Here is a 13167-nt window from a genome sequence, read left to right as displayed (position 1 = left end):
ATCAGCTGCTTCTGCAGCTGATTCGCTTAGCTAATAGTTGGTGGAACAGAGAAGCTATGATAGGGCGGCGGTGAAGGCAAGGTCCACTCCAGACCATGAGCCCCCTCCCATACTTTGCCATCCACTTTTTTACCGCCTCTGACGGTCGCGATCACATTGTATAAGAATAGCAATTGAGAGAAGCCAAAAATAAAGGCCCCAATCGTTGAAATCATATTAAAATTGGTGAACTGCAAGGCGTAGTCAGGAATCCGGCGCGGCATACCAGCCAAGCCCAGGAAATGCATTGGGAAAAAGGCAATGTTCACTGAAATCGCCGAGAGCCAGAAATGCCATTTGCCCAAAGTTTCGTTATACATGTGGCCTGTCCACTTGGGTATCCAATAATAAGTAGCGGCCATTAAGGAGAAAATGGCACCTGGAACCAGTACGTAATGGAAGTGGCCTACCACGAAATAAGTATCCTGATATTGGTAATCCGCAGGAACCAGAGACAACATTAACCCGGTAAAGCCGCCAATCGTGAATAAAAAGACGAAGGCAATGGCAAAAAGCATCGGGGTTTCAAAGGTCATGGCTCCTTTGAACATGGTGCTCACCCAGTTGAACACTTTAATTCCAGTGGGGACCGAAATAAGCATCGTGGTATACATGAAAAACAGCTCAGCACCCAGAGGAACTCCGGTAGTGAACATGTGATGTACCCAAACGATGAATGACAAGAGAGCAATACTCACCGTTGCATAAACCATAAAATGATAACCAAACAATGGCTTACGACTAAATGTTGGAATGATTTCGGAAATAACCCCAAAGGCAGGAAGAATCAATACGTACACTTCCGGATGACCAAAGAACCAGAATACATGCTGGAACAGAATCGGATCGCCGCCGCCAGCCGCCTCAAAAAAGCTGGTGCCAAAATGGCGGTCCGCCAGCATCATGGTGACCGCGCCTGCCAGTACCGGCATAATCGCAATTAGTAGAAAAGCGGTAATTAACCAGGTCCATACGAACATAGGCATTTTCATCAGAGTCATGCCAGGAGCACGCATGTTGAAGATGGTCGCAATGATGTTAATTGAACCCATAATAGAGGAAAGCCCCATCATATGGATGGCGAAAATCATGAAATCCGTGCTTGGTGGAGCAAACTTGGTGGATAATGGGGCATACATGGTCCAGCCAAAATTAGGACCTCCGCCTGCATGAAACATGGTGGATCCCAATAATGCGAAGGCAAATGGCAATATCCAGAAACTCCAGTTGTTCAAACGGGGTAAGGCCATATCCGGTGCTCCAATCATCATCGGAATTTGCCAGTTGGCCATGCCGGTAAACGCAGGCATCACTACACCGAACAGCATGATTAGCCCATGCAGGGTAGTCATCTGATTGAAGAAGTTGGGATCAACAAAACGATGTCCTGGCTGAAAAAGCTCCGCCCGAATCACCAATGCCATAGCGCCAGCAACAAAGAAACTGATCAATGCCAGAAACAGGTAAAGTGTTCCAATGTCTTTATGGTTGGTAGTAAATACCCAACGCTTGATAAAACCCATAACGCCCTTGCCCTGTTCGGGGCCATGATCGTGCTCATGATCATGGAGATGAGCATCATGTGTATTCTGATGTGTTGTTACTTCACTCATTGTAAACCTCCAGCTTGAGCTTTATTGACCTTGGTCGGTTCCTGATCTTCGCCATGTCGAACCTTGTTTACATCAGCCGGCTGAACATCGTCATCCGTATTATTTTCCCAGGCATTACGCTCATAAGTAACCACAGCAGCGATTTCGGCATCGCTTAACTGGTCTTTATAAGCCTGCATTGCAGTGCCGGGTACACCGTTCAACACTATTCCGATGTGCCGTGAAACAGGTTTTCCAACCGCAACGGAACTACCCTTCAGGGGTGGGAACATGGGTGGCATACCTTTACCGTCAGATTTGTGGCAAGCCGCACAAATTTGCTCATATTTGGTTTTTCCAAGATCCATCAATTCCTTGCGGGTCATTGGTTTTTGCTCGACAGCAGCACCAGCTCCTTCGGCGTATTCATCAACGACCTTGGGTTGCTCTTCTACCCATTTGGCAAATTCTTCATCGGTGACTGCCTTCACTACGATCGGCATGTAGGCATGGTTAATCCCACAAAGCTCCGTACATTGGCCGCGATAAATCCCAGGTTTTTCAACCCGCGCCCAGGCTTCATGCATAAAACCAGGTATGGCATCACGCTTGATTCCCAATTCAGGAACCCACCAGGAATGAATTACGTCATTGGCTGTTACCAGAAAGCGAACTTTTTTATGGACTGGAATAACCAGCGGCTTGTCTACTTCCAGCAAATACCATTGTCCTTTCTTCTCCTGATTCTGGATTTGCTGATAAGGCGTGGCGATGTTACTGAAATAGCTGATTCCCTGATCCAGATACTGATATTGCCATTTCCACTGATAGCCGACGACTTTAATGGTGACATCCGAATCGCTGGAGTCTTCCAGATCAATCAGAATTTTGGTGGCTGGAATAGCCAGGCCGACAAGAATTAGAAAGGGAATGATCGACCATAGAATTTCCAGACGGGTATTGTCATGAAAAGAAGCCGGGGTATATCCCTTTGATTTACGGTGATGCACCAGCGAATAAATCATCGCTCCGAACACTACAACACCAATGATTGCACAGACCACCATTGCAATGGTATGCAGGTAGTACATGTCCTTGCTTAATGGGGTAACCCCCTTATACATATTCAGCTGCCAGGTATCCGCAGCGGCCAGGGCATTACTGCCAATTCCAAGACCTGCAGCCAGAGCAATGATTTGTTTCACATTCAGAAACCTGTTTTGCATCCCCTTTCCTCACATCAGCTAATAGCCATGACACCGGGTCATGAACGATTCATAAAATTGGATCGGTGAAGATTATATATACTTCACCGCTGAAATTCTCTCATCTCTACCAGAGCGAGTAGTTACCCTCTGTTTTGGATTGACTAACCATGTACTTAATCGCCTCAATAATTTCATCAGTAGTACATTGTTTGCAGCCGCCATTCTTCGGATGCGCATCACCATGGAGGATTTCCGCAATTAACACATCCATATTCTTTTGAATGATGGGTTTCCAAAGGGCTTTGTCCCCGATTTTTGGAGCGCCCTGAATACCGTCTTTATGGCATACGCTGCAGTTCTCATTGTATACATCTTTGCCGTTGGAAGGATATTTGGCACCGCCACTGTTGGTTAAATCCTGCCATTGTGAACGGGAAAGTGATTGATTGAGGATATAATCTGTCGCTGAGATAATATCATTATCAGAGCAGGTTACGCAGGCGCCTTTCACCGGCATGCTATTGTAGCCATGAATAGCATGGCGATATAGCCCAGTTAGTCCGCTGCTTTTCAGGCGCTGATACCAGTTATTACCATCGCCATTAAGAGGAGCACCCATTTTGCCGTCCTGATGACAAACGATACAGGAGTTAATATAAACCTGTTTGCCTCGTTTCAGTGATGGCTGGGCATCAGAGGGGGCTACTCCCAGTGTTTCAGCACTTTCAACAGTTTTCAGATAGGTCGCAATAGCCAGAGTATCCTCTTCGTTCAGATAACCGAGACTATTATGGTTAACCTCAGCCATAGGACCCGCTACAGGTCCGGCTTTGTTAATCAGTTCGCCAGATTTAAAGACATCAGCGACTTCATAATGACTTGCTGAACGCAGGCCAAGCCGGGTGATATTGGGCGCCCAATAACCATCGACAAATCCACCGGTAAGATAATAGCGGTTTTTAGGCGCGCCAAGGACATTAAGCGGCGTATGGCACATACTGCAATGCCCCAGACCATCAACGATATACCGTCCGCGATTCCAGGCAGGCGATTTTTCAGGATCATAAGGAATTTCATTTTCTTCAGGGAAGAAAAATAGCAGGTTCCATCCCCAGAGGCTGAAGCGTGCACCCGGCACGTTAAAGGGGAAAGGCAGGGATTTATTTTTTTGATTGACCGCTGGAATGCTCATGAAATAGGCATAAAGAGCCCTGGCATCGTCATCGGTAATCTTTGAGAAATAAATATAGGGAAATACTGGGAAGTAATTGCGCCCTTGTGGATCGCGGCCATCCTTCAGAGCTCGAATAAAATCGGCTTCAGTCCAGTTTCCAATTCCGGTCTCTTTATCCGGCGTAATATTAGGGCTGTAAAACTTACCGAAGGGCGTATCAATTTCCAAACCACCGGCAAAAGCAGGAGTTTTGCCTTTAACATCGGTATGGCAGGCGATGCAGTCGCCCATTTTGGCAAGATATTCGCCACGCTTGATTAATTCCGCCTGTGCTCCTTCAGCTGCCTTGGTTTGAGGATATTCCGGATAATAGCCTTCAATAAATATCTCTGGAATCTGCTTGTGTTGAGATTCCTGCGGTACTGAACTGGTTTGTTGAGCAGCAGGCTTATCAGCCTGAATGGCCACCTGTGCCGCAGCTTGCACGTCAGCGGCATTACCCCATGGGCTGTAAACTGCAGCGGTCAATATAAAGCTTATTATTTTTGCATTATTCTTCAACAAAGAGCGCACGCTCCCTCCTTAAATCACTTAACCGGGGTTCATTCAGGCAGGAAAAATTAGTTTTGCATTTTATACTTCTCCTACTATAACTTGCAATCGTGTTTCGCAGCAAATATGCCACTAAAATACGATATCTGAGCAAAGCCTATCGCCCATTAAATAATGATTGATCAAGTTGGTTAAATAATGTAGAAACCGGTTCGGCCAACTGAAATTAGCAGAAAAGCTTCGGGAAAGATGCAGCGAAGAAAAACACAAAAAAACAGTTTAATAATAGTGCAAAATTAGCGATAATTAACCCTCCTTAATTTTTTACCAATACTATGCCCATTTATCTCAATGGATTATTATTAGGCTTATCACTGATTACTGCCCTTGGCCCGCAGAATATTTTTTTAATTCGCCAGGGCGCCATGCGCCATCACGCCGTCCTGTCGGCAACCATTTGTTTCTTCTGTGATGTTATTCTCATTTGCGCCAGTATCGCTGGTTTGAATCAGGCGCTTGAACTCCACCCCACTTTAAGAATATGGGTGACCTGGTTTGGCGCTCTTTTTCTGTTTTATTACGGGCTGACTTCAGTAAGAAAGGCGCTAAAGACTGCTCCGGCGGTTCAACAAGAGGTTAGCCAGGTCAGTAACCGCCTGCAGATTTTACTGCTCGCATTAGGTTTCAGTCTGTTGAACCCGCATGCCATAGTCGACAGCCTGGTTATTATTGGTGGCGGCAGTGCTAAATTCCCGGAACATAAACTGCTATTTCTATTCGGGGTTCTTAGCGCCAGCTTTATCTGGTTCAGCTCATTAACCTTTACTACCTTTTACTTTTCTGAAGTGCTTTCACGCGCCAAAGTATGGCGGCGGATTGAATTTGGCAGCGGCATTCTAATGATTGTGATTGGTTTGAAGTTAATTACTTCTTAGATTTGCGCAGGATACAATAGGTCGAGCCCTTGGCCTAATGGCACTTAAGATATTTACCTACGTTCCTCGGCTTGTCCGAGGGATCCGGAGATCCAATCCTGGGCATGAGATTCCTGGATCCCTCGAACAAGCCGAGGGACGTCGGAGTAAGGCTTAATTCAACTAGGCGTAAATACCGACTGCGCATAATTGACAGCGCTATCTTTTCTGCGTTGAAGTTCCGGTTGTATGGCTTCCCAGGCCAGTTTCCCAATCCCCTTCGCATCCACTCCATAAATTTGATAGGCCAAGGTATCCACATGGCGGTTCTGTGCAAGGTATACCAGAAAGTCCTGCAGTTTTTTCTGCTGTTCATCAGGCTCAGCCGTAGTTGTAAATACCGATGTAACTGCTGAAACAGCGGCTGCTATTGCGCCTAAGCCTGTTCCGCGAGGCTCGGCATTCTTCCAGGTGATAATGGTTGCTGAAGGGACATAATTACCCAACGTAAAAATAAGCTCTCTTACTTCATCACAATTCATCTTATTGCAATGATCACCGGTATCTTCCCCCATGGCCCATTGGTAAGCATCAAGGAGATCGGCACGCGCCTGCTTATATAGTCTCTCTCTTTCTCCTATTGATTTTAACTCATAACCGGCACCCATTCCCGCAAACAGGGAAAGAAATACAGGAATGAACAGATACGAGGAAATGTAAAGCCCCACGGTTGCCGATAGTAAAATAACGCCCAGGACATTGGCGGAGTGATATTCCTCAAGTCGCTTTTTGAATTTGTCAGTGAGCTCAGTTAATATTTTGCGATCTGCTTCTGAAGAAGCTGAGAATGCGTGATCTGGCTTTGTAAAGCGACTGAGAATCATTTCAGAGCTGGTCGCAGCTGGTTGCCCCTGAGATGGTGGTGCAGCTTGAGAAAAAAAATAACCTATTAAAGGGTAGCCTGACATATAAATCTCCATCCATTGAAAACAAGTCGAGCTTCTTTTTTATTTCAAATTGCGGAAAATTACAACAGATAATCAAAAATTTGTTATTCAAGGGGGGAAGATTTTGATTTAGAAAGGGCCAATCAGTGTGTCGCCAATTGACCCAGTGGAATGACACATAGCAAGTCCAACCTCGCAAACGGAATATCTCACAGCAAATGTGCTATTGTCAACATTTCTGTACAGTAATTTACACTATTCGTAGACCCGATTGCTAATGTGCAGTAGACTCGCGATTTTGACTTAAAGCAGGCATGCCATGTTCTATGGGGATAATGTTCAGGATACGCGACAAGTTTTTTTTGAGTGCTGGAGAAAATACCGTCAGCAAGAGGCATTGACTGCTTTAGAGCAGCAAGTAGTGAATGTCATTCTTTCGCATCCTGAATATCATGCCATTCTTGATGACCCGCAGGCTAATCTGGCCAGAGCTTATACTCCGGAAATGGGACAAAGCAATCCTTTCCTGCATCTGGGTATGCATCTGGCAATTCGTGATCAGGTTACAACTAATCGCCCAGCCGGTATTCTGGTTATTTATCAGCAACTGATGACCAGGCATCAGGATGAGTTACAGGTAGAACACCTGATGATGGAATGTTTAGCTGAAACATTGTGGCAAGCCCAGCGCGGCATGCCCCCACAGGATATTGAGGAGCATTACCTGCTTTCGCTTAAACGTCTGAAGTGAGCCAGAGGGCTATTTAATTAAACCCCGGGTAGAAGAAAGTCACCTCATGCTTATTATAAAACAAATTAATAAGCGAGGAGCCCTCAATCTCGCGCAATTCTTTAAGCGTGGCCCAGTCCGTTTCACCCTGCAATTTGATTGTGAAAATCATTTGACCCGCTTTACCAGACTCCAGCCACTTTCTGATAAGCGTCAATGCTCTGTCTGGATAACAGGCAATATCCGACAATACCCAGTCGTAGGTCTTCTCCAGTTTTGAAGGCTCAAGCGCAAACGCACTCTGCTTCAGGCAGCTGACACCTGGCAAGGCAGCAATTCGCGGTTCAAGGGGAGCCTTATCTACAGCCGTCACTTGCGTTCCCAGCGATTGCATGACATAGGTCCAGCCTCCAGGTGAGGAACCCAAATCAAGAGTACTTTCCCCTGATTTTGGATATCGGTCTAGCAGGCTCAAAGCTTCCCATAGTTTCAAATAGGCACGATTGGGAGGGTTGACCTTATCTTCTATGAAATAACAGTGACCCGCGGGCCAGCGTTTTAAACGATCCACGCTATAGAGGAGCGTATTTTGATCAAGCAGACAAAAACCTCCGATTGATGGAATCTCCTCCTGTAGAGGGAAGGAACGCAGTAAAGGAGGGAGCTTTCGCAATTGGTCGGCAATCAAGTGAGAGCGCCGGATATGGCTTGCAGGTTGCAGGTACCAGTATTTTCCTGCCTGTTTTAATAATCTGACCGCCTCGCTGATGGATGTGAACTGATGAATCTGCGGTTTGAACCAGGTATCGAGAGCGAAACAAGCCTTAATAGCACGAGTTGATAGCACGACATTTTCAATGATTCTGGTTTCGCCGCCAAGCTCATTATTTAACTCTGCCAAGCGCTCAGCCTTGCCAATATATACCGCATTGACCGTATTAAAATTTTCCATAGATAAATAAAGATACACAAAAAGATTTAGATTTTTCAGTCAGGAGATTACACTAAAAAACGAACTTTTTCTTCTATCGTGCCAGATAATCTTCCTATTGGCCTTGTGCAGGTAACCGCCCCTTGAATTAAATCCTTATTTATAGAGGGTGTTTTTAAGTTTTGGCAGAAGCGAAAAAGCTACTCATTTATATACAGAATCGGTTAACATAGTGCATTCTTTTTTATCGAACAAACCATGAGCAAGCATCAAAAAACGCATTTCGGCTTTGAATCCGTTGCCTGGGAAGACAAAGAAAAGAAAGTCAGGGAAGTTTTTCAGTCAGTCGCTGAAAATTATGATCTCATGAACAATCTTATGTCTTTTGGTATTCATCACTTGTGGAAACGGTTTACTGTCGAGCTCAGTCAGGTCCGGCCTGGACAAACGGTATTGGATCTGGCGGGCGGAAGCGGCGATTTAACCCGATTACTAAGCCAAAAGGTAGGCGATAAAGGTTTGGTCATACTGGCTGATATTAATTCAGCTATGCTTGAAGTAGGCCGTAAACGTTTAATTAACGAAGGATTGCTGCATAACGTACAGTATGCACAGGCCAATGCCCAGCTGCTGCCCTTTGTTGATAACAGTTTTCACTGTATTTGTATCGGCTTTGGCTTGAGAAATGTAACCGATAAAGATGAGGCATTGCGATCGATGTTTCGAGTTTGCAAGCCGGGGGGCAAATTAATGGTATTGGAATTTTCAACGCCTGTGTTACCCGGATTAAAATCCATTTATGATTGGTATTCTTTTAATGTTCTACCGCAATTGGGCCAGTTATTTGCTAAAGATAGCAGCAGCTACCGCTATCTTGCGGAATCAATCCGCATGCACCCCAACCAGGAAGAATTGAAAACGCAGATTGAAAAAGCCGGTTTTGAAGACTGTCATTATCATAATCTGAGCGGAGGTATTGTTGCTTTGCACATTGCCCATAAATATTGAGAGCATTTTATGATTAAGAAATATTCATTAAAAGTGTTACAAAAAGCCATCAACCTGGCTCTGTCTCTTGATGATACCATGCCGGGTAAAATTGCTGAACTCAATGGCAAAATCATTGAAATTTCCATAGATACTCTGGGAATTAAATTTTTTATAGAATTTAAGGAGGGGCGTCTTAAGCTATTGGATCATTGTGATGAAAAGCCGGATACTTTAATCCACAGCTCGCCCCTGGGGCTGATCCGTTTAAGCCTTCTTCCTGCCTCCAGGGCACGCTCACTTTTCAATGACAAAATTCACATTTCAGGCGACATAGAACTGGGCGAGAAAGTAAAAAAACTGTTTGATGAACTGGATATTGATTGGGAGGGACATCTGGCGCGCTTTACCGGGGATGTGATTGCTTATCAGTTAGGATCTTTTCTTCGCCAGGGAATGGATTTGAAAAATCGGGTAGAGGATTCTTTACGCAGCAACTTAAATGATTATCTTCATGAGGAAGCCCGTCTGTTTCCGCCTCGGGAAGAAATCGATGATTTTTTTCACGATGTTGATCAGTTAAATCTGGATGTCGAACGGCTGCAAGCCAAACTCAATTTATTAAAAAAAGTGTATGAAACCCGTTAAGCAACTGATTAGACTTCTGTATATCAATACGATCCTGGCGCGCAATGGTTTAGACAGCGTGATTGTCTCCATTCGTCTTTTTTCTCCATTCCGCTTTATTGTCTATTTAAACCCCTGGAACTGGTTTCGCAGGGAAAAACTGAGCCGTGGAGAGGCTATTCGCAAAACCCTTGAGGAGTTAGGGCCAATATTTATTAAATTTGGTCAGGCGCTTTCAACTCGTCCGGATATTTTACCAGCGGATATCGCGCTGGAGCTTTGCAAGCTGCAGGACAATGTGCCTCCTTTTGACAGCAAAACCGCATTATCGATCATCGAAGCCGCCTATGGGCGCTCCGCCTTTGAAGTATTTGCCGAATTCGATACCAATGTTTTGGCATCCGCCTCAATGGCGCAAGTCCATGCCGCCCGTTTAAAAACCGGTGAAGAAGTCGTTGTTAAAATCCTAAGACCCAATATGCTGAAAATTATTCAGCAGGATTTGAGCATCATGTATACCATCGCCAATCTTGCTGAGCGTTACTGGGCGGATAGCAAGCGCTTGAAACCGCGGGAAATCGTTCAGGAATTTGAACACAATCTTATTGATGAGCTCGATCTGCAGCGCGAAGCCGCCAATGCCGGCCAACTTCGGCGCAATTTTCAAAACTCACCCTTACTCTATATTCCAGAAGTATTCTGGGATTATACCCGTGAAAATATCATGGTGATGGAACGCATTCACGGTATACCGGTAGCTGATATCGCCACTCTGCAAGCCAGCCAGGTTGATATTAAAAAACTGGCCGAACGCGGGGTTGAAATTTTCTTTACCCAGGTGTTCAGAGATTGTTTCTTTCACGCCGATATGCATCCAGGCAATATTTTTGTCTCCTATGAGCATCCTCATGATCCACAGTACATCTGCATTGATTTTGGCATTATTGGCACTCTGAATGAAAATGACAAACGCTATCTTGCTGAAAATCTGGTCGCCTTTTTTAATCGCGATTATCGCCGGGTTGCGCAGTTGCATGTGGAGTCGGGATGGGTTGCCAGAGATACACGGGTAGAGGAATTTGAAAGTGCCGTGCGAACTGTTTGCGAGCCTATTTTTGAGAAACCGCTCAAGGACATCTCATTCGCCCAGGTCGTTCTTCGTTTGTTTCAGGTGGCCCGGCGTTTTCAAATGGAAGTGCAGCCGCAACTGGTATTGTTACAAAAAACATTACTGGCAATTGAGGGATTAGGACGCCAGCTCTACCCTGAACTGGATCTCTGGGCAACAGCCAAACCTTTTCTGGAAAAGTGGATAAAGCAGCAAATGGGGCCGCGGGCCTTCCTGCAGCAACTAAGAGACAATCTTCCTTTCTATGCGGAACAACTTCCGCAGCTGCCTCGTCTCATGCACGAGGTGTTAATGCTTAGCAAAGAAGAAAAAATGCGCTCACTGTATCAGATCAATCATTTATCTCCGCCGCAAAAAAGAAGTTTCTGGTTCAGGGGGTTGGGAACAGGCATTTTTATAAGTCTGGCAGCCATCGGCATTTTAAGTTATTTTAGTTTACTGGATCCACGACAATTGGGGCTATCAAGCTTTCTGGTTGCCTGCGGAGGGGCTTTAATTACTTTAATTCATCGAACAAACAGGAGCTAATATGGGCTTAAGCGGCGTCAGTCCTTTGTCATTACTACTCATTTTATTCATCATCCTTGCCTTGTTTGGCACTAACAAACTCAAAAATATAGGCAGTGACCTGGGCAGCGCTATTAAAAGCTTTCGTAAAGCCATGAATGATGAAGACAAACCAGATGACAAAGACGGCAGGAACTAATGAACAGCGCAGAGTTACTGGTCATTGCCATTGTCGCCGTCATTGTGTTTGGCCCAGGGAAATTGCCTATGCTGGCGGAACATCTTGGAAAGCTGTTTCGCCAACTTAATCACTTTCGCGATCAGGCGTCTCAATTCTGGCAACAGCAAATGAACGAGCAGCAATTAAAAGAAAACGAACGCAAGGCAAAAGAAGCCGATTCTGTGTATCAGCGCGAAAAAGAATAATCCAGGTTGACAGCAAAAATAACACAATTATCGCGAAGGTGGGAACTTCCAATTAGCCTTAAGTTTTTCTTGACTCCAGTAGATCAATTGTGTAAGTAGCCCCCTCGCCCGCGGAAGAAATTTGAGCAAAATACTTATGTTTCTCGCGGGAGAGGGTTGGGGAGAGGGTAAAAAACCGGTTTCAGCTGGAATAAAATCCACATACATTACGAGAAACTTAATATAGATAGGAACTATTGAAAGCTGTTCTAACAATAATTGGAGTTATTCCCTCTCCCCAACCCTCTCCCGCGCTTACCACCTGGATTTTAATCACTTTTCTTGCGCGGGCGAGGGGGCGCTACATCATACATTCTTAATGTCAAGAAAAAACTTAAGGCTAATTGGAAGGGCGGGAATCTATTTCTCAAGATAATTCCTAACTTTGTTTGCTAGATGGATTTCCGCCTACGCGGAAATGGCACCATTTTTTGAATGAAAAAATGAGGGGGATACCTCACCGCGAGCAGAAATATTAGTCAAATCTCGAGACCGGGCGATGACAATAAGGCGCCTTGTGGTGCTTCTGATAATAATCCTGATGATAGTCTTCTGCTGGCCAAAAAACCTGCGCTTCCAATACTTTTGTAACGACCTGATGGCCTTTAGCCTGTAATAATTGGATCAGCTTTTGCACCGTTTCCAGCTGTTCATCATTGTAATAAAAAACAGCACTTTGATATTGCGGCCCAATATCAGGACCTTGCCCGCTGCGCTGTGTGGGATCATGAATTTCAAAAAAGCGCTTGATAACCGAATAATAATCAATTTTATTTCGATCATAAATGACTCTTGCAGCCTCATAATGCCCGGTATTGCCATGACAAACCTGCTCGTAACCGGGATTTGCCGCATGACCTCCGGTATACCCCACCTCGACCTTGAGCACGCCGGGAAGTAACTTGAGAAAATGATCCACTCCCCAGAAACATCCACCCGCTACTATAGCTTCTTCTGTATCAAGCACTGTATCGCTTTCCACAAAATCAATCGAGGCCGAATTCACGCAATGACGCAGATTTTTATGCGTGAAATGCTCGCCAGTAAACACATGTCCAAGATGGGCATCGCAACGTTCACAAAGTATTTCAGTCCGCTGACCATCTGCATCCGGAACCTGTTTAACAGCCTGAATGATATTGTCGTCAAAGCTTGGCCAGCCACAGCCGGAATGAAACTGGCTTGAGCCGCGAAATAATGCCAAACCACAGCGGCGACAAAGATAAGTTCCTTGTTTTATCGGTTTGACATATTGCCCGGTGTGCGGATATTCGGTGGCTTTATCGCAAATAATACGTCGGCTCTGGGGGGTAAGACTTGCTGTTTTATCTAAATAATGGTCCATGATTCACCTTGTAAAAGCGG

General features: G+C 45.1%; 13 protein-coding genes. 7 read left to right on the top strand and 6 right to left on the bottom strand.

The features are described from left to right. Positions 1-26 precede the first annotated feature (26 nt). From ctaD to E1O89_RS13430, 3 genes are all read right to left on the bottom strand, one after another. Entirely contained in the window at positions 27-1652 is a 1626-nt protein-coding gene (gene ctaD / locus E1O89_RS13440; protein WP_133140596.1) for a cytochrome c oxidase subunit I, read from the bottom strand. Then, entirely contained in the window at positions 1649-2857 is a 1209-nt protein-coding gene (gene coxB, locus E1O89_RS13435; RefSeq protein WP_133140595.1) for a cytochrome c oxidase subunit II, read from the bottom strand. The genes ctaD and coxB overlap by 4 nt, the downstream gene beginning before the upstream one ends. A 106-nt stretch (positions 2858-2963) precedes the next feature. Next, entirely contained in the window at positions 2964-4409 is a 1446-nt protein-coding gene (locus E1O89_RS13430; protein WP_133140640.1) for a c-type cytochrome, read from the bottom strand. Between the two features lie 491 nt (positions 4410-4900). Between E1O89_RS13430 and E1O89_RS13425 the strand changes: the two genes are divergently transcribed. Then, positions 4901-5500: a LysE/ArgO family amino acid transporter gene (locus E1O89_RS13425; RefSeq protein ID WP_133140594.1), complete on the top strand. Its 600-nt coding sequence runs from the start codon at positions 4901-4903 to the stop codon at positions 5498-5500. Positions 5501-5658: 158 nt separating this feature from the next. Here the strand turns inward: E1O89_RS13425 and E1O89_RS13420 are convergent, their stop codons facing one another. Beyond that, the gene (locus tag E1O89_RS13420) at positions 5659-6447 is read right to left on the bottom strand and encodes a hypothetical protein (protein ID WP_133140593.1); all 789 of its coding nucleotides are present in this window, start codon (positions 6445-6447) and stop codon (positions 5659-5661) included. A 298-nt stretch (positions 6448-6745) separates the two neighbouring features. Between E1O89_RS13420 and E1O89_RS13415 the strand changes: the two genes are divergently transcribed. Continuing rightward, positions 6746-7177 (top strand): DUF1841 family protein, encoded by a 432-nt coding sequence (locus E1O89_RS13415; RefSeq protein ID WP_133140592.1) that lies wholly within the window; start codon positions 6746-6748, stop codon positions 7175-7177. 13 nt (positions 7178-7190) lie between these two features. Here E1O89_RS13415 and E1O89_RS13410 read toward each other — a convergent pair whose 3' ends face one another. Then, the gene (locus E1O89_RS13410) at positions 7191-8108 is read right to left on the bottom strand and encodes an SAM-dependent methyltransferase (protein WP_133140591.1); all 918 of its coding nucleotides are present in this window, start codon (positions 8106-8108) and stop codon (positions 7191-7193) included. Between the two features lie 237 nt (positions 8109-8345). Here E1O89_RS13410 and ubiE point away from each other — a divergent pair, with 237 nt between their 5' ends. From ubiE to E1O89_RS13385, 5 genes are read left to right on the top strand one after another with little or no spacing between them, the layout of a single operon-like run. Next, positions 8346-9095: a bifunctional demethylmenaquinone methyltransferase/2-methoxy-6-polyprenyl-1,4-benzoquinol methylase UbiE gene (gene ubiE, locus E1O89_RS13405; RefSeq protein ID WP_133140590.1), complete on the top strand. Its 750-nt coding sequence runs from the start codon at positions 8346-8348 to the stop codon at positions 9093-9095. 9 nt (positions 9096-9104) lie between these two features. After that, positions 9105-9722, top strand: coding sequence for an SCP2 domain-containing protein (locus tag E1O89_RS13400; RefSeq protein ID WP_133140589.1), 618 nt, complete (start codon positions 9105-9107; stop codon positions 9720-9722). Next, positions 9709-11358, top strand: a complete 1650-nt coding sequence (ubiB, locus tag E1O89_RS13395; RefSeq protein WP_133140588.1) for a ubiquinone biosynthesis regulatory protein kinase UbiB — start codon at positions 9709-9711, stop codon at positions 11356-11358. Before E1O89_RS13400 ends, ubiB begins: the two co-directional genes overlap by 14 nt. 1 nt (position 11359) lies before the next feature. After that, entirely contained in the window at positions 11360-11536 is a 177-nt protein-coding gene (tatA, locus tag E1O89_RS13390; protein ID WP_133140587.1) for a twin-arginine translocase TatA/TatE family subunit, read from the top strand. Continuing rightward, complete coding sequence (locus tag E1O89_RS13385; protein ID WP_133140586.1) at positions 11536-11763, top strand: twin-arginine translocase TatA/TatE family subunit; 228 nt, start codon at positions 11536-11538, stop codon at positions 11761-11763. The genes tatA and E1O89_RS13385 overlap by 1 nt, the downstream gene beginning before the upstream one ends. 514 nt (positions 11764-12277) lie before the next feature. Here the strand turns inward: E1O89_RS13385 and E1O89_RS13380 are convergent. Then, positions 12278-13147 (bottom strand): bifunctional methionine sulfoxide reductase B/A protein, encoded by an 870-nt coding sequence (locus E1O89_RS13380; RefSeq protein ID WP_133140585.1) that lies wholly within the window; start codon positions 13145-13147, stop codon positions 12278-12280. Positions 13148-13167 lie beyond the last annotated feature (20 nt).

Origin of the sequence: Legionella genomosp. 1 (assembly GCF_900640215.1) — a bacterium.
Classification (GTDB): domain Bacteria; phylum Pseudomonadota; class Gammaproteobacteria; order Legionellales; family Legionellaceae; genus Legionella_C; species Legionella_C quinlivanii_A.
Note: the sequence above shows the minus strand (reverse complement) of the source record. Positions and strands in the feature narration are given on the sequence as shown.

What these genes read in the sequence shown, in the direction of transcription:
- E1O89_RS13420 (WP_133140593.1), bottom strand. Translation starts at nt 6,447, where the DNA reads ATGTCAGGCTACCCTTTAATAGGTTATTTTTTTTCTCAAGCTGCACCA.
- E1O89_RS13400 (WP_133140589.1), top strand. Translation starts at nt 9,105, where the DNA reads ATGATTAAGAAATATTCATTAAAAGTGTTACAAAAAGCCATCAACCTG.
- ubiB (WP_133140588.1), top strand. Translation starts at nt 9,709, where the DNA reads ATGAAACCCGTTAAGCAACTGATTAGACTTCTGTATATCAATACGATC.
- ctaD (WP_133140596.1), bottom strand. Translation starts at nt 1,652, where the DNA reads ATGAGTGAAGTAACAACACATCAGAATACACATGATGCTCATCTCCAT.
- E1O89_RS13415 (WP_133140592.1), top strand. Translation starts at nt 6,746, where the DNA reads ATGTTCTATGGGGATAATGTTCAGGATACGCGACAAGTTTTTTTTGAG.
- E1O89_RS13385 (WP_133140586.1), top strand. Translation starts at nt 11,536, where the DNA reads ATGAACAGCGCAGAGTTACTGGTCATTGCCATTGTCGCCGTCATTGTG.
- ubiE (WP_133140590.1), top strand. Translation starts at nt 8,346, where the DNA reads ATGAGCAAGCATCAAAAAACGCATTTCGGCTTTGAATCCGTTGCCTGG.
- tatA (WP_133140587.1), top strand. Translation starts at nt 11,360, where the DNA reads ATGGGCTTAAGCGGCGTCAGTCCTTTGTCATTACTACTCATTTTATTC.
- E1O89_RS13410 (WP_133140591.1), bottom strand. Translation starts at nt 8,108, where the DNA reads ATGGAAAATTTTAATACGGTCAATGCGGTATATATTGGCAAGGCTGAG.
- coxB (WP_133140595.1), bottom strand. Translation starts at nt 2,857, where the DNA reads ATGCAAAACAGGTTTCTGAATGTGAAACAAATCATTGCTCTGGCTGCA.
- E1O89_RS13380 (WP_133140585.1), bottom strand. Translation starts at nt 13,147, where the DNA reads ATGGACCATTATTTAGATAAAACAGCAAGTCTTACCCCCCAGAGCCGA.
- E1O89_RS13425 (WP_133140594.1), top strand. Translation starts at nt 4,901, where the DNA reads ATGCCCATTTATCTCAATGGATTATTATTAGGCTTATCACTGATTACT.